The following is a 15620-nucleotide window of genomic DNA, read 5'->3' as shown; positions in this document are numbered from 1 at the left end:
CAAATGGCACGGGGGATCGGATTCTTGTTGACGAGGCTTACCCTCGCGCATCCTCACCATTGACCTCGCCAGCGATGGCTGGTGCAGGGTGGCCTCGAATGCCCGAAAGATTCGGCCAGCTCTTCGTTTCGCCCAATCTGCGGATGTCGACGATGCCCGATCGCTCGGGCTGCGGGTTGGGCAGCAGGTCGCATCGGCATGGATCTGGCTGAACCAACCCGACTGAGCTGGAGCGCGCTCTCAGCGGTACTCGTCGCGATGTTCGCGATCACCGTCGGCTATGGTGTCGCGTTGCCGATCCTGCCCTTCCTGATCGAGCAGATCGCCGGCAGGAGCACGCCGCAGGCTCTTTCATGGCACACGGGGCTGCTGACGGGCGTCTACATCATCGCGATCTTCGTCGGCGCGCCGGTCTGGGGACGCATTTCCGATCGCTGCGGCCGCAAGCCGATCATCCTCATGGGCCTTCTGGGTTTTGCCGCGACCACCGGATTGTTCGCCGTCACCGCAAGCCTGCCTCTTCTCTATCTCGGCCGCTTTCTTGCCGGGTTCTTCGCCGCCGCCATCACCCCGGTCGCGTATGCGCTGATCGGCGACTATGCCCCGTCGAAAGAATGGCGCGCCCATCGCTTCGCGCTGATCAACATCGCGGGCACCGCCGGCTTCTTCATCGGGCCTTTGCTCGGAGGGCTGGCGGTGCGTGTCGCTGGAAGCCTCTGGGCACTCCCTCCCGACAGCTCGCTGGCAATGCCATTGCTCACGGCGACAGGCCTGGCCGTGATCGCGGCCGTGTTGGTGCTTTTCCTCCTTCCCTCCGGAACGCGGCGCGAGAGCGGCGATGCATCAACGGACGCCACACAGCTCGAACGGCGGGCGATGCTGCGGCTCCTGGTGATTGCGCTGGTGACGGCGCTCGCGATCGGCGTTTTCGAAGTCGGACTTGCGCTCCGCGGAAAGGTCCTCGGCCTAGATGCCGCACATATCGGCATCATGTTCGCCGAATGCAGCCTCGTGATGGCGGTCGTCCAGGCTCTGGTGTTCTCGCCTCTCATCAAGCCGGAGCTCACGCGCTGGTTCATCGCGCCTGGTTTGGCGACGCTTGCCATCGGGCTGGTCGTCGTTTCGGTCGTTAGCACCTCGGTATTGATGTCGGTCGCCGTCGCGCTGGTGGCCGCGAGTGCCGGCATGCTGTCTCCGGTCGCAACCTACTGGGCGTCGTTCGGCATCCCGACCAGCCAGGGAGCGCAACTCGGCCGCATGACCGCCGCCGCGAGTTTTGGTCAGGCTCTGGGATCGGTCGCAGGCGGCGCGCTGTTCAATCTGCCGATCCTGCCCGATGCGAGCTTCGTCCTCGCCGCGCTGATTGTTCTGGGCACACTGCTGGCCAGTATCCGGCTGCCCCGGCTCCTGATGCCGGAACCGGCAGCGAGCCGATAACTGCCGAAACAGGAATACGCGCAATTGCGCGTGTCTTGCGATACGCTTAGACGGCGACCGTCACGATTGGCGGGCGAGCATGGCTTTGAAACGATAAAGGGCAATCGCGACGAAGCCCGCGCCAAGGCCCGCCATGATCAGAAGATCGCGCCAGACCACATCGAGACCGGCGCCGCGGTAGAGTACAGCTTGTGCGAAACGCACGAAATGCGTGGACGGCGAAAGGTCCAAAATCAGCTGCAGGGCTCGGGGCATGCTCTCGAACGGTGTGAACGAGCCGGACAACAGGAACATCAGCACGAAGACCGGGATGGAGAGCAGCGCAAATTGCGGCATGGAGTTTGCGACCGTGGCGAGCAGGATGCCGAGCGACGTCACGGCGAACAGATAAATGGCCGTTCCGGCAAGAAAAAGCTCGATCGAACCGACGATCTGTGTGCGCAGGACAACCTCGACCACGACGTGAAGGGAAAACGCCGCGGCCAGCAATATGACCAGCCCGTTTGCCCAGATCTTGCCCGCGATGATCTCGCTGGCGCTCACCGGCATAACCAGAAGATGCTCGATCGTGCCATGCTCCCGTTCCCGCATCACCGCGGCACCGACCAGAATGATGGCAAGGATGGTGACGTTGTTGATGACGCCCATGCTTGCCGTGAAGCTGATGGCTTCGAGGTTCGGGTTGAACATCGCGCGGATCACCGCGGTGACCGGGGCGAGCGTCTCGACGGAGGCCTGCTTGAGGAAGCGTGTTGTCTCCTGCGCGACGATCTCCTGGATATAGGCGGTGCCGACGCCGGCCTGTGAGATGCTGGTGGCATCGACATTGACCTGAATGGCCGGGTTGCGGCCGGCGAGAAAATCGGCTTCCAGACCATGCGGAATGTCGAGAACGAACGTGAAGGCGCCCTTGTCCATCAAGCCGTCGAGGCTCGAGCGGTCGATTTCGACCGCCGGCCGGAAATAGGGAGGCCGGAGCGCGTCCTTGATCCGGCCCGAGAGGGTCGAGCGATCGCCGTCGATGACGGCCACCTTGGCGTCGTTGACGTCGGTTCGCATCGCTGTCGCTTCGGAATAGACAGCGAAGGTGAAGACGTAGGCGATGAGCACCACCATCACGACGTCGCGCGACAGACTGGCGAATTCCTTGACGCCGAGACGGAAGGCGTTTTCGATCCAGCGCCGCATCGCTACGCCCCCTGCTTGCGGATCAAGAGCCGCGCCAGCAGCAGGAATCCAAGCGCGAACGCCGCCAGCACCAGAAGCTCGCGGGCGAACGCTGGCGTGTCGAGACCTTTGGCGAACACGCCGAGGCTGATGGTCTGGAACCAAAGCGGCGGGAATGACAGGCCCATGATGCGGCCCGGCCCCTCGAGCGAGGAGGCCGGGATCAGGAAGCCCGAATAATGCGCTGCGGTCATCGCCGTCAGAATGGCGGTGCCGAATATCGCGGCGACCTGGGTCGAGACGAAGGCGGAAACGAGAAGCCCGAATGCCGTCGCGGCGTAGACATAGACCAGGGCTGCGAGCGAGAGCGCCAGCAGCGAGCCCTTCGGCACGACGCCCAGCACGCCACCGGCGAAAGCCAGCAGGCTGAGATAGCTCAGGACGCCGATCACAACATAAGGGAGCTGCTTGCCGAGTAGATACTCGCCGACCGTCGCCGGCGACGCATAGACATTCGCGATCGACCCCATCTCCTTTTCCCGCACAACCCCGAGGGCGGTCAGCATCGCCGGGAAGATGATCAGCAGCAGCATGATCGATCCCGGCGTGATCGCGAAGACGGAACGGAAATCCTGATTGTAACGAAAGCGCGGCTCGACCCGCAGCGTCTCGGCCGGCAGTCCGTTGGCGCCACGAGGGGCGCGCGCCAGCTCGCCGGCATAGGTCTGAAGCGTGCCAAGAATGTAGGCGCGCGCGGTCTCGGCGGGAAAGGTATTGCCGCCGTCGAGCCAGAAGCCGACCTCGGGCCGGCGGCCTTGCAAGAGGTCGCGGCCGAAGCCGGGCGGGACGTCGATGGCGAATTTCAGCTCGCCGGCGCGCAGGCGCCGGTCGATCTCGACATCGTCGTTCAGACGTGCCTGCTCGACGAAGTACCGCGAGTTCGAGAACTGGTCGAGAAACGCGCGGCTTTCCAGAGATTGGTCGCGGTCGAGCGCCGCGTAGCGCAAACGTTCGATATCAAACGATATCCCGTAGCCGAACGCCGCCATCAGCAGCAGCGGACCGATCAGCGCGAAGGCCAGCCGGATGCGATCCCGGCTGAGCTCGAGCGCCTCCCGGCGTGCAAACGTCCAGATCCGCTTCATCGAAGCAAGGCGCGGCGTTTGCGCCACCTCGGCATTGTTGTTCAGCCTCACTGAGGTCGGCTCGACCACGCCAACCGCTTCATCAGTCACGGACGGCTCGCCGGCACCCGTGCCCGCCGCATCTTCCAAATAGGCGACGAAGGCATCCTCGAGGCTTGCGGCCTTACGTGCGGCCTGGAGCTCGCGTGGCGCGCCGACCGCCAGCACGCGGCCCGCATGCATGAGAGAGACGCGGTCGCAGCGCTCGGCCTCGTTCATGAAATGCGTCGAGATGAAGATCGTCACCCCGTCGCGGCGCGACATTTCGAGCAGGAGGCTCCAGAAGCGGTCGCGGGCCGCCGGATCGACGCCCGATGTGGGCTCGTCCAGGATCAGGACGTCCGGCCGATGCAGGCACGCCGCCGCCAGTTGAAGACGCTGGCGCATGCCCAAGGGCAAGGCGTCCGGCAGCATCTCGGCGACATTACCGAGCTCGAAGCGCGACAAGGCCTCATCGACCCGCTCACCCAGCCCCTTGCCGCCGATGCCGCAGAGTCGTCCGTGCAGTTCGAGATTGCCGCGCACGGTCAGCTCTTCGTAAAGCGAAAAAGATTGCGAGACATAGCCGATCCGCGTCCTCGCCGAGATGTCGCGCGCATCGACCGGCTTGCCCAGGAGCTCGGCACGGCCTTCGGTCGCGGGAAGCAGCCCGGTCAGCATCTTCATCGTCGTCGTCTTGCCGCAGCCATTGGAGCCGAGGAAGCCGAAGATCTCGCCGCGCTCGATGCGAAAGCTGACATGGTCGACCGCGGTGAAATCGCCAAAGCGCATGGTCAGGCCTTCGGCCACGATGGCCGGCGGTCCGCCGTCGGGTTTGAGACGCGGCACGGACGGCGCCGCGCGCGCCCCGCGCCGTTCCGGACGCTGTAGCTCGATATAGGCCTGTTCGAGAGTGGTGGCGCCGGCGCGCGCAAGCAGGTCCGTCTGACTTCCTTCAGCGATGATCGCGCCATCGTCGATCGCCACGATACGATCGAAGGCGCCAGCCTCCTCCATGTAGGCGGTCGCCACGATCACCGTCATGGTCGGCCGCTCGGCCTGGATACGTCCGATCAACGTCCAGAACTGGCGGCGCGACAACGGATCGATCCCGGTCGTCGGTTCGTCCAGAATGAGGAGATCGGGATCATGAACCAGCGCGCAGCACAGCCCGAGCTTCTGCTTCATCCCGCCGGAGAGTTTCCCCGCCGGTCGTTCGGCGAAGGGAAACAGCCCCGTGACCCGCATGAGCTCGTCGATCCGTCGACGCCGACCATCGTCCGGCTGGGTGTAGAGCCGGGCGAAAAAGTCGATGTTCTCGTAGACCGACAAGGTCGGATAGAGATTGCGTCCGAGCCCTTGCGGCATATAGGCGATGCGGGGCGCGGCCTCGTTGCGGTGCGCCGCCGAAGCCATGTCGCCGCCCAGCACATTGACCGAACCGCGCTGAATGCGGCGAACCCCCGCGATCAAGCCGAGCAAGGTCGACTTGCCGACCCCATCCGGGCCGACGATGGCGAGCTTGCACCCGGGCAGAACGGTCAGAGCCAGATTGCGAAGAGCGATCACCTTCCCATAGGCATGCTGGACGCCCGACAGGCTGACGGCTGTGGCGGGCTCAGCCTCCATCGGGCAGCCTCGGCGCAAGTTCGGTCGGCCAAAGCGCGTCTGGGGTCACCGGAACATAGGCGTTGCCGGTCATCCCCGCCTTGACATAGCCGCGCTCGGAGGTGACCAGCGCCGGGTCGAGATGCAGCTTGACGCGATACATCAGCTTCTCGCGCTCGTTCGCCGTCTCCACGAATTTCGGTGTGAACTGCGCGTCGGCCGAAACGAACGACACGATCGCCGGCAAGACGTAGCCGCCTGGGCCGTCCAGCACGAGGCGGGCCTGCGAGCCCACCGCCACACGACCGGCGGAGGCCGTCGGAAGATAGATCGTCATATGGGCGTCCGAGAGGTCGAAGACCGTCAATATGCGCCCCCCGGCGCCGACGACCTCGCCGGTTCGGGCGAGACGGTACTCGACGCGGCCGGATACCGGGGCCTTCAACGTCATGTCGGCAATGGCGGCTTCGATCTGGCTGACCTGCGCCTCGGCAACCTCGACCGAGGCCTTGGCGTCCTCAACCGCGGCTTTAGCGGTCTGCAGAGACGCGCTTGAGATGTCGCGTTGCGCCGTGCGGCGATCGAGCTCGGCCTGGGTCGAAGTGTTCGTTCGCATGAGGTTGACGACCCGCTGGAGTTCGATTCGCGCAAGATTGAGTTCAGCCTCGCGCAGGGCAACACTCGCTTGCGCACTGGCGACGCTCTGATGGCTGCGATGGACGGCGGCGCGCGCGGCCGTCAACTGGGCCTGGATCTCGCTCGTATCGAGGCGGGCAAGCACGTCGCCCTTGTTGACGTTCGCGCCCTCGTCGACCAGGACTTCAGCCAGTCGCCCGGCATACTTGCTGGTGATGTCGACCCGCTCGACCTCGATCCTTCCATTCACTCGCGCCAGACCTGCTGGAACCCGGTTCTGCGTACCGAGCCAATAGACATAGCCGCCGGCCACAGCAGTGCCAACCAACACGGCGACGACTACAACGGATGATCTGCGCACCTTAGATTCCCTTAAACAGCGAGCGCCCGTCGAGCAGGCCTATCCGGCGATTTTCGATCCGCATCATTCGACCAGAGCGAGACCTGGCTTTCGCGGTGCCTCGCGCTCGAGACCCGTGGTCAGCTTGGCGAGCTCGTCGGGGCCGAGCGTCTCGCGCGCAAGAAGCTCGCGCGCACTGGTATCGAGCACGGATCGGTTGCGCTCGAGGATCGCGCGTGCCTTCTGGAAGGCGCTGTCAATCAGGTCTTTCACCATGTGATCGATGGCCTCGGCCGTCTCATCACTATAGGTGCGCGGCCGCCAGACCGGGGTCTGTCCGACGAGGAAGCTGCCGGTCTCCGGTTCATATGCGACCTGTCCGAGCTCCTTCGACATGCCGAACCGGACCACCATGTTGCGTGCGATGTCCGTCGCCTTGACGAGATCGTCCGCCGCGCCTGTCGAAATCTCGTCGAACACCAGGCTTTCGGCGGCCCGACCGCCAAGCAGCACCGCCATGCGATCCTGCAATTCGGACTGGCTCATGAGGAAGCGATCCTCGGTCGGCCGCTGGAGCGTGTAGCCGAGCGCAGCAATGCCGCGCGGGATGATCGAGACCTTCTGCACCACGTCGGTCTGGGGAAGCGCCATGGCGACGAGCGCATGCCCCATCTCGTGATTGGCGACGATCTGGCGCTCGCGTGGAATGAGAATCCGGCTTTTCTTCTCCAGGCCGGCGACGATACGTTCCACGGCCTGCGTGAAATCGTCGAGCACGGTGGCGCTCGCGCCGCGGCGCGTGGCCACAAGCGCGGCTTCGTTGACCAGATTGGCGAGATCGGCGCCAGTGAAGCCGGGCGTGAGCGCCGCGACCGCCGCGACGTCGAGTTCGGGCGCCACGCTGATCTTCTTCAGGTGCACGTTCAGTATGTCGATCCGGCCCTGACGATCGGGGCGGTCGACCAGAACCTGGCGATCGAAGCGACCTGCGCGCAGCAACGCGGGATCGAGAATCTCTGGCCGGTTCGTCGCGGCGAGAACGATAATGCCGACGCTCGGGTCGAAGCCGTCCATCTCGGCGAGCAGCTGATTGAGCGTCTGCTCCTTCTCGTCATGTCCACCGCCCGGCATATCGACGCCGCGGGCGCGACCGAGCGCATCGAGTTCGTCGATGAAGACGATGGCCGGGGCCTGCGCGCGCGCCTGCTGGAACAGGTCGCGCACGCGCGAAGCGCCGACGCCGACGAACATCTCGACGAATTCGGAACCGGTAATCGAAAAGAAGCGAACCCCCGATTCCCCGGCGACGGCACGCGCCAGAAGCGTCTTGCCGGTTCCGGGCGGACCGACGAGAAGCAGGCCCTTGGGAATGCGCGCGCCGAGCCGGCCATAGGTTGCCGGGTCCTTTAGGAAGCCGACGACTTCGGCGAGCTCCTGCTTGGCTTCATCGACGCCCGCCACATCGGCGAAGGTCACCTTTACAGACTTCTCGCCATAGACTTTCGCCCGGCTGCGCCCGATGCTCATCAGGCCGCCATGCTGTCCGGCCATCATCGGCCGCAGCAGGAATATCCAGATCAACACGAAAATCGCAGCCGGCATCAGCCAGGAGAGCAGGTTTTCGAAGAGGCCCGGCGCGGGTTTGCCGGAGAAGGAAATGTTGCTCTTGGTTAGCACGTCGGCGATCTGCGGATCGACGCGAACCGTGGAGAAATGCTGGGGCGCATCCTTCTCGATAGGCGGCTTGTAAGCGCCGGTGATCTCCGTCGGTCCGACCACCAGGTCGGCGACGCCGTCCCTTTCGATCAGGCTCTGGAACTCGCTGTACGGAATGACCTCGATGTGGCCTTGGCCGACAAGCAGATCCCGGATCAGCAGAACGGCAAAGAAGACCGCAATAAAATACAAGATGTCGAACTTGAAGACCCGCTTCGCGGGCGCTTTGTTCTCATTCTCCATGGGCCGCATTCCCGTACTTCTCTCGCGCGCGACGGCCAATGCGATTTATGTCATCAGCCAGGCGCGTTATGGATCGCCGCGTCTATTGAGCATCAGGATCGACAAGGTTCTCTGCTAAAAGTCACTTGAAGCCTGCTTGGTCGTCAAAATGCGCGCCTGGGAAGGCCGGAACTTTAACTCAGATCAAGATTGCGTCCGGAAAGGTGCTGGCCGGAGCCTTTATGCATCCCTTCGTGCATGACCGGAAATGCCGTTCGCACGCGAGGCCGAGTTGGCACGCAATGGCAAGAACTTAATCTCGATTAAAGAATCGAGCTTCCGTGCGGGCTTTATCTGAGACCTGTCTTCGCCTTTGGGCAAGAAATCATGAGCTGACCGCGCGTCGTGCTGCACGCCGGAACGAGACTGCGAAAGAACGATGATGGCCCCTGCCACAGCCCAGATGACTTCCGTCCCCGTCATCATTGCTCTCCCCGGCAATGAAGCATTTGCGCAAGCACTTGCGAACGCTGGCGCCGGCGAGCTGGGGGCGATCGAGACGCGCAGTTTCCCGGACGGCGAGAGCTATGTCCGCCTCGCGTGCGACGTCGCAGCAAAATCGGTTCTTCTGGTCTCGACGCTCGCTCGCCCCGATGAGGGCTTCCTCCGGCTCGTCTTTCTCGCTGACGCGGCCCGATCGCTCGGCGCCACCGCGGTGACGTTGATCGCTCCATATCTGGCCTATATGCGGCAGGATCGGCGTTTCCGGTCGGGTGAGGCCATCACCTCCCGAACCTTTGCGCGCCTGATCTCGTCCAGCTTCGACCGGCTCGTCACCGTCGATCCGCACCTGCACCGCTATCCGGCGCTGTCCGCGCTCTATGAAATCCCGGCGCTGACGCTGCATGCGGCGCCGCTCCTGGCGGAGTGGATCGCCGCGTCGGTTGCCGATCCGCTGATCATCGGTCCGGACGAGGAAAGCGAGCAATGGGTGTCGGCCATCGCCGCAAAGATCGGCGCGCCGCATGCGGTGCTGCGTAAGATCCGGCATGGCGACCGCGACGTCGAGATCGCGTTTCCCGACCTCTCCTCATCGAGCGGGCTGCAGCCCGTCCTGGTCGACGACATCGCCTCCTCCGGCAATACGCTCATCGAGGCGGCGCGAAAGCTGCCGCCGCTTGGATTCGCACGACCCGACGTCGCTGTCGTGCACGGCATCTTCGCCGGTGATTCCTATACGCGCCTGGCGCCGCTCTGCGGCAGGATCGTCTCCTCCGATTCGGTCAGTCATCCGAGCAACGCGATCGGGCTCGCCCGACTGGTCACGGATGCGCTGGCCATCGCCGACGCTCCCGATCCTGAACTCGTTCGTCATCGACGCCCGCCCGAGCCGCTCGACGACGTCGAACGCGCCGGCATCGATTCCTTTCCCGCCAGCGATCCTCCGTCGTGGACCGGCGGGGTTGAGTGATGCCATCGGCATCGGAAAGCAGACACATCCAGGAAAGGCAGCAGCGCATGGCCGCGACGACGTCCACAGCCTTCGAACACTCCCCAGCATTCGAACATTGGCGTGCCGGCTACGGCCCGATCACGCATAGCGACGAAACCGTCGAGCGCATTCGCGCTCTTGCGCAGTCGCCGAAGCAGAACCCGGACGCGCTTTACCGCCTGCTTGCCGCTGCCGACCGGCTGACCTCCGCCGCGATGTGGACGGTGGTTCACATGACCTATGCCAAGCGCGTCGACCTCTCCGGCGCGTCGCTGCCGCTAGAAGCCTTCAAAGCAACCCCTGAAGGCCATACCGGCGGTTCCCTGAACATGGTGCCGGCCTTTGTCGGCTACCTTGCCGCGAACACGCTCTCGGCCACCACCCGCTCCTGGGTGATGGGACAGGGCCATTGCGTCGCGGCGATCGAGGCGCTCAACGCGCTGACCGGCGACGTTTCGGATGCGCAGAAAGGGCGCTATGACCGGAGCGAGAAAGGGTTGTCCCGGCTCGCCGCCGACTTCTATTCCTATGCTATCAATGCCGAGGGCCGTCCGGCGGTGCCGATCGGCAGCCATGCCGGACCGAACACGGCCGGCGCCATTTCCGAGGGCGGATATCTCGGCTTCGCCGAGGTCCAGTACGTCCATGCCCCGCTACCCGGAGAGAGCCTGGTCGCTTTCGTGAGCGATGGCGCCTTCGAGGAGCAGCGCGGCTCGGACTGGACGGCGCGCTGGTGGCGAGCTGAGGATAGCGGTCTCGTCGTGCCGATCATGATCCTTAACGGCCGACGCATCGAGGAGCGGGCGCAGATTGCGCAGCAGGGCGGCGCCGATTGGCTCGCTGATCATCTCAGGCTCAACGGATTCGATCCGTTCGAGATCGACGGTCGCGATCCCGCGGCCTTCGTCTGGGCGATCCTGACGGCCGAGGAGCGCCTTGGCCGTTTTGCGGGCGATCCCGCCCGCGTCTATCCCGCTCCCATTCCCTACGCCATTGCCAATACCGTGAAAGGCTTCGGCTTTCCAGGCGCTGGCACGAACGCCGCGCACAATCTCCCGCTTGCCGGAAATCCGTCCCGCGACGAGGCCGCGCGAACTGCGTTCAACGAAGCGGCGCGGGTTCTGTTCGTCCCGCAGGAGGAGATCGCCGAGGCCGTTTCAGCAATTGCGATTCACCAGGAGCAGAAGCGTCCCCCGGAGAGCCGGCATCCGCTGGCGTCGCGCCGGCCGTCTGCGCCGAGCCTGCCGCAGCCGCAATGGACCGACAAAAGCGCGCCGGCCGATTGCGCCATGCATGCGCTCGACCGCTGGTTCGTGAGCCTTGTCAACGCAAATCCGTCGCACAGGGTGCGCGTCGGCAATCCGGACGAACTGCGCTCCAACCACATGGGTGCCACCCTTGACCGCCTCCGCCACCGCGTCAATACGCCCGAAGCCGGCGTCGCCGATGCCGTTGATGGCGCCGTGATCACCGCACTCAACGAGGAAGCGGTCGCCGCCGCGGCCCTTGCGAACAAAGGCGGGATCAACCTCATCGTCAGCTACGAAGCCTTCGCGATGAAGATGCTCGGTGGCCTGCGTCAGGAGATCATCTTCGCGCGCCACCAACGCACGGTGGGCCAGAGCCCGGGCTGGATTTCCGTGCCGCTTGTCGTCACCTCGCATACCTGGGAGAATTCCAAGAACGAGCAGTCGCATCAGGATCCGACCGTCGGCGAGGCGCTGCTCGGCGAGATGTCGGACACCGCGCGTGTGCTGTTTCCGGTAGACGCCAACAGCGCCGTCGCCACCATGGCCTCGGTGTTCGAGGGGCGCGGCCAGGTCGCCTGCGTGATCGTCTCAAAGCGCGACATGCCGCACCGCTTCGACGGCGCTGCCGCCGTCCGTTTCGTCGCCGACGGCGCTGCCCACATCGAGGGACAGGTTGACGGCGCCGAGCTGCAGATCGTTGCGATCGGCGCTTACCAGCTCGAAGAGGCGCTCAAGGCGGCGAACCGCCTGAAAGAGCATGGACGGCGGGTCGTGGTGACGGCGATCAACGAGCCCGGTCGCTTCAGGATCCCCCGCGATCCCATCGAGGCGCGTTTTGTGGCGTCCGACGAGGAGCTCGTGCGCCTCTTCCCGGTCGATGTCCCGCGCCTGATCGTCTCGCACACACGGCCCGAGCCGATGCTCGGCCTGCTGCGACGGCTCGACAGCGGTCCGAAACACACTGTGGCCCGCGGCTATATCAGCCGGGGCGGCACGCTGGATGTCGCGGGCCTGCTGTTCGCCAATCGCTGCAGTTGGGCGCATCTGATCGATGCCGCCGCACCTTTGGCTGGGTGGTCGCGCCGCGACTTCCTGACAGTCGCCGAACGCAATGCCATCGATGGGAAAGGCTCGCCCGCCGATCTCACCACTCCTACCAAATGAAGGACGCCATGCTGACACTTACGTCCCTCGGCGGCGCAGGCACCGTCACCGGCTCGAAACATCTGCTCACCAACGGCGACAAACGCATCCTGATCGACTGCGGTCTGTTTCAGGGCCTCAAGAACCTGCGCGAGTTAAACTGGGAACCGCTGCCGATCGACCCTTCGAGCATCGACGCCGTTATCCTGACGCACGCCCATCTTGACCATTCGGGCTACCTTCCCAAGCTTGTGCGCGACGGCTTCAAGGGAAAGATCTATGCGACGGCGGCAACGCGCGATGTGGCAGAGCTCATCCTCAAGGACAGCGGCCACCTGCAGGAGAAGGACGCCGAATACGCCAACAGAAAAGGCTTCTCGAAACACAAGCCGGCGCTCGCGCTCTACGGCATCCGGGATGCCGAGCGCAGCCTTGAATTCTTCTCGCCCGTGCCCTTCGACAAGCCGGTCAAGCTCCCGTTCGGCGCGACGCTGACTTTCCGTCATGCCGGGCACATCCTGGGCGCCGCCACCGCCGAGATCGAATGGGGCGGACGCCGTGTCGCCTTCTCCGGCGATCTCGGCCGCTATGACGATCCGGTTCTTCCCGATCCGGCCCCTGTACCGGAGGCGGACTATGTGTTGATCGAATCGACCTACGGCAACCGCATGCACGATCCTGCCGATCCCACCGAAGCGCTCGGCGCCGTCGTCGAGCGAACAGTCGCGCGCGGCGGGACGGTCGTCGTTCCCGCCTTCGCCGTGGGTCGCGCGCAATCGCTCCTTTACCATCTCTGGAAGCTCAAAAGTACTGGGCGCCTGGCGAAGGTGCCTGTCTATCTCGACAGCCCGATGGCAATCGACGCCACCGACCTCCTCCACGCCCACCGTGGGGACCACCGCCTGACCCCGGAGCAATGTAAGGAGGTCTGCGCGATTGCGACCTACACCCGCGACGTCGACGGCTCGAAGGGCATCACGGCAAGCCCGTATCCCAAGGTGGTTATCTCGGCGAGTGGCATGGCCACCGGCGGGCGCGTGCTTCATCATCTGAAGGCGTTCGCGCCGCATGCACGCAATACGATCCTGTTCTCCGGTTTCCAGGCGGCCGGCACCCGCGGTCGTGCTATGCTGCAAGGCGCGCAGGAGACCAAGATCCATGGTGAATGGATTCCCGTTCGCGCCGCGGTCGAGGAACTGTCAATGCTGTCGGCGCATGCTGATTCCAGCGAGCTGATGCGGTGGTTGTCGGGCTTCCGCCGACCGCCGTCCCGGGTCTTCATCGTGCACGGCGAAGACGAAGGCTCCGAAGCGCTGCGCGTTCGCATTGACCGGGAGCTCGGATGGGATGCCGTCGTTCCCCGCCAGAACCAGAAGTTCGATCTATGACGTTCGCCGACACGACAATTCCCGCTCAACCGACCCTGCGGGCGAGGCGCATCCGCCTGCACACGCAGCATCAGGCCGTCGTCGTCATGCGCACCGATTGCCACGTCTGCCGGTCGGAGGGTTTGTCGGCGCGCTCACAAGTCCTTGTCTCCAACGGCAGCGGCGAGGTTCAGGCGACGCTGTTCCAGGTCGACGGTGACGGTCTAATCGCCCTCGACGAAGTCGGCCTCTCCGAAACCGCCTGGGAGCGGCTTGGCCTTGCCGACGGTGACGCGGTCAGGGTCAGCCATGCACCCGCGATCGACTCGCTGGCGAGCGTGCGTCAGCGCATCTACGGCAATCGGCTCGATTCGCGCGCCTTCGCAGAAATCCTGCGCGACATGGTCGCCGGGCGTTACACGGAAGTCCACCTAGCCGCTTTCCTCACGGCCAGCGCCGCCCTCCCCCTCGACGAGAACGAAACTGCCGACCTGACCGGCGCCATGGTGGACGTCGGCGAGCGGATGCGCTGGGACGCGCCAATCGTGGTCGACAAGCATTGCGTCGGCGGCCTTCCCGGCAACAGGACAACCCCGATCGTGGTCGCGATCGTCGCCGCGAACGGCTTGCTCATGCCCAAGACCTCGTCACGCGCCATCACCTCTCCGGCCGGCACCGCCGACACGATGGAAACGCTGGCGCCGGTGGAGCTCGACATCGCGACATTGAGGCGCGTCGTCGAACGCGAAGGCGGCTGCATCGCCTGGGGCGGCGCTGTGCATCTGAGCCCCGCCGACGACATTTTCGTCCGCGTCGAGCGCGAGCTCGACGTCGACACCGAAGGCCAGCTGGTCGCCTCCGTGCTGTCCAAAAAGATAGCGGCGGGGTCTACCCACGTCGTGATCGACATTCCCGTCGGGCCGACCGCCAAGGTGCGCGGTGAGAACGCGGCCGCTCAGCTCGGCCTGCGTCTCAACGCTGTTGCCTCACGGTTCGGGCTCGCCACGACTTGCATCCAGACGGACGGCTCGCAGCCCGTCGGTCGCGGCATCGGGCCGGCACTAGAAGCGCTGGACGTGCTCGCCGTATTGCAGAACGCAGCGGACGCCCCTGACGACCTGCGCCGCCGGGCGGCGACGCTGGCCGGTGCCGCACTCGAGATCGGCGGCAAGGCCGAACGGGGAGAAGGCGTCGTCCGCGCGCTCGAAACGCTCTCAAGCGGGAGGGCCTGGTCGAAGTTCGAGGCGATCTGCCGGGCGCAGGGCGGCCCTCGTACGCCACCGCGGGCGCCCAATGTCTATCCCCTGCTCGCGCCGCATACCGGGCGCGTCGTTCACATAAACAACCGCAAACTCTCGCGGCTTGCCAAGCTCGCTGGCGCACCCGAATCGAAGGCGGCGGGCGTTCACATGGAGGTTCGGCTCGGCGACGACATCGATCGGGGCCAGCCCCTGCTTCATGTCCATGCCGAGACGACGGGCGAGCTCGCCTATGCGCTCGATTATGCCGCGCGCGCAGGCGACATCGTCGAGGTCGAGACTTGAGATGGCGGCGCCCGGGAGGACGCCACCGGCGGAGTCCGCCCGAGGAATTCCCACTCGCCCATCGTCTGATGCATTGGACCGTGCTTGTCCTTTGCCTCGTACAGGTGCCGACGGCCTGGGCAATCCAGCGCACGCATATGGCGCACCTGTTCATGAAACCGCGCCCCTTCGACCTGTTCCTGCATCAGGTCCATGCCTGGAGCGGCTGGGCAATCCTTGGTCTTGTACTGGCGCAACTGGTCATGCGCCTTGCCTATGGCAGACCGCCGCCTGCCCGAGGCATGTCGGTCGTCGAGCGCATCATTGCCGCCGTTATGCATGTCGCGCTCTACGCCGTCTTGATCGCGCTGCCGGTCACCGGCACGATCGCCATGTATGTCACGTTCCGGATTGCGCCGGTTCACAGCCTGCTGAGCTGGACGTTGCTCGTTCTTGTCCTCCTTCATGCCGCAGCGGCGCTCTGGCATCATTTCTGGCGCCGCGACGACGTCCTTTGGCGCATGATCCGGAAGCCGCGATGATGCCGACTTCGTTT

At 64.8% G+C, this 15620-nt stretch carries 10 protein-coding genes; 6 read left to right on the top strand and 4 right to left on the bottom strand.

What is annotated here, in order from left to right:
- The first annotated feature begins 198 nt into the window (after nucleotides 1–198).
- Nucleotides 199–1437 carry an MFS transporter gene (locus P9A16_RS17510; protein ID WP_112585240.1) on the top strand — a complete coding sequence of 413 codons (1239 nt, stop codon included), beginning with the start codon at nucleotides 199–201 and terminating at the stop codon, nucleotides 1435–1437.
- Nucleotides 1438–1497: 60 nt separating this feature from the next.
- On the opposite strand, the gene P9A16_RS17505 is transcribed toward P9A16_RS17510, so the two are convergent.
- The 4 genes from P9A16_RS17505 to ftsH all read right to left on the bottom strand — a co-directional run bounded on the left by P9A16_RS17505 (nucleotide 1498) and on the right by ftsH (nucleotide 8310).
- Nucleotides 1498–2625: an ABC transporter permease gene (locus tag P9A16_RS17505; RefSeq protein WP_112585238.1), complete on the bottom strand. Its 1128-nt coding sequence runs from the start codon at nucleotides 2623–2625 to the stop codon at nucleotides 1498–1500.
- Nucleotides 2626–2627: 2 nt separating this feature from the next.
- The gene (gene rbbA, locus P9A16_RS17500; protein WP_112585236.1) at nucleotides 2628–5396 is read right to left on the bottom strand and encodes a ribosome-associated ATPase/putative transporter RbbA; all 2769 of its coding nucleotides are present in this window, start codon (nucleotides 5394–5396) and stop codon (nucleotides 2628–2630) included.
- On the bottom strand, nucleotides 5386–6372 hold the full coding sequence (locus P9A16_RS17495; protein ID WP_112585234.1) for an HlyD family secretion protein: 987 nt from the start codon (nucleotides 6370–6372) through the stop codon (nucleotides 5386–5388). Before P9A16_RS17495 ends, rbbA begins: the two co-directional genes overlap by 11 nt.
- 63 nt (nucleotides 6373–6435) lie before the next feature.
- The gene (gene ftsH, locus P9A16_RS17490; protein ID WP_112585232.1) at nucleotides 6436–8310 is read right to left on the bottom strand and encodes an ATP-dependent zinc metalloprotease FtsH; all 1875 of its coding nucleotides are present in this window, start codon (nucleotides 8308–8310) and stop codon (nucleotides 6436–6438) included.
- Nucleotides 8311–8728: 418 nt separating this feature from the next.
- Here ftsH and P9A16_RS17485 point away from each other — a divergent pair, with 418 nt between their 5' ends.
- Genes P9A16_RS17485 through P9A16_RS17465 form a run of 5 tightly spaced genes read left to right on the top strand, consistent with a single transcriptional unit; the run spans nucleotide 8729 to nucleotide 15606 of the window.
- Complete coding sequence (locus P9A16_RS17485; RefSeq protein ID WP_235864173.1) at nucleotides 8729–9760, top strand: ribose-phosphate pyrophosphokinase; 1032 nt, start codon at nucleotides 8729–8731, stop codon at nucleotides 9758–9760.
- Between the two features lie 47 nt (nucleotides 9761–9807).
- Nucleotides 9808–12195, top strand: coding sequence for a xylulose 5-phosphate 3-epimerase (locus P9A16_RS17480; protein WP_216331576.1), 2388 nt, complete (start codon nucleotides 9808–9810; stop codon nucleotides 12193–12195).
- Nucleotides 12196–12203: 8 nt separating this feature from the next.
- Nucleotides 12204–13562, top strand: a complete 1359-nt coding sequence (locus P9A16_RS17475) for an MBL fold metallo-hydrolase RNA specificity domain-containing protein (RefSeq protein ID WP_112585940.1) — start codon at nucleotides 12204–12206, stop codon at nucleotides 13560–13562.
- Nucleotides 13559–15085 (top strand): thymidine phosphorylase family protein, encoded by a 1527-nt coding sequence (locus P9A16_RS17470; RefSeq protein WP_112585230.1) that lies wholly within the window; start codon nucleotides 13559–13561, stop codon nucleotides 15083–15085. Before P9A16_RS17475 ends, P9A16_RS17470 begins: the two co-directional genes overlap by 4 nt.
- Nucleotides 15082–15606 carry a cytochrome b gene (locus P9A16_RS17465; protein ID WP_278025777.1) on the top strand — a complete coding sequence of 175 codons (525 nt, stop codon included), beginning with the start codon at nucleotides 15082–15084 and terminating at the stop codon, nucleotides 15604–15606. Before P9A16_RS17470 ends, P9A16_RS17465 begins: the two co-directional genes overlap by 4 nt.
- The last annotated feature ends 14 nt before the right edge of the window (nucleotides 15607–15620 follow it).

Source organism: Shinella sp. 838, assembly GCF_029623935.1.
In the GTDB taxonomy this organism is placed as follows: Bacteria; Pseudomonadota; Alphaproteobacteria; order Rhizobiales; family Rhizobiaceae; genus Shinella.
The sequence above is the reverse complement of the archived record's forward strand: the minus strand, read 5'-3'. Positions and strand labels throughout refer to the sequence as shown.

Excerpts from the sequence above, each read along its gene's own strand:
- P9A16_RS17510 (WP_112585240.1), top strand. The coding sequence starts at position 199 with ATGGATCTGGCTGAACCAACCCGACTGAGCTGGAGCGCGCTCTCAGCG.
- P9A16_RS17505 (WP_112585238.1), bottom strand. The coding sequence starts at position 2,625 with ATGCGGCGCTGGATCGAAAACGCCTTCCGTCTCGGCGTCAAGGAATTC.
- rbbA (WP_112585236.1), bottom strand. The coding sequence starts at position 5,396 with ATGGAGGCTGAGCCCGCCACAGCCGTCAGCCTGTCGGGCGTCCAGCAT.
- ftsH (WP_112585232.1), bottom strand. The coding sequence starts at position 8,310 with ATGGAGAATGAGAACAAAGCGCCCGCGAAGCGGGTCTTCAAGTTCGAC.
- P9A16_RS17485 (WP_235864173.1), top strand. The coding sequence starts at position 8,729 with ATGATGGCCCCTGCCACAGCCCAGATGACTTCCGTCCCCGTCATCATT.
- P9A16_RS17480 (WP_216331576.1), top strand. The coding sequence starts at position 9,808 with ATGGCCGCGACGACGTCCACAGCCTTCGAACACTCCCCAGCATTCGAA.
- P9A16_RS17475 (WP_112585940.1), top strand. The coding sequence starts at position 12,204 with ATGCTGACACTTACGTCCCTCGGCGGCGCAGGCACCGTCACCGGCTCG.
- P9A16_RS17470 (WP_112585230.1), top strand. The coding sequence starts at position 13,559 with ATGACGTTCGCCGACACGACAATTCCCGCTCAACCGACCCTGCGGGCG.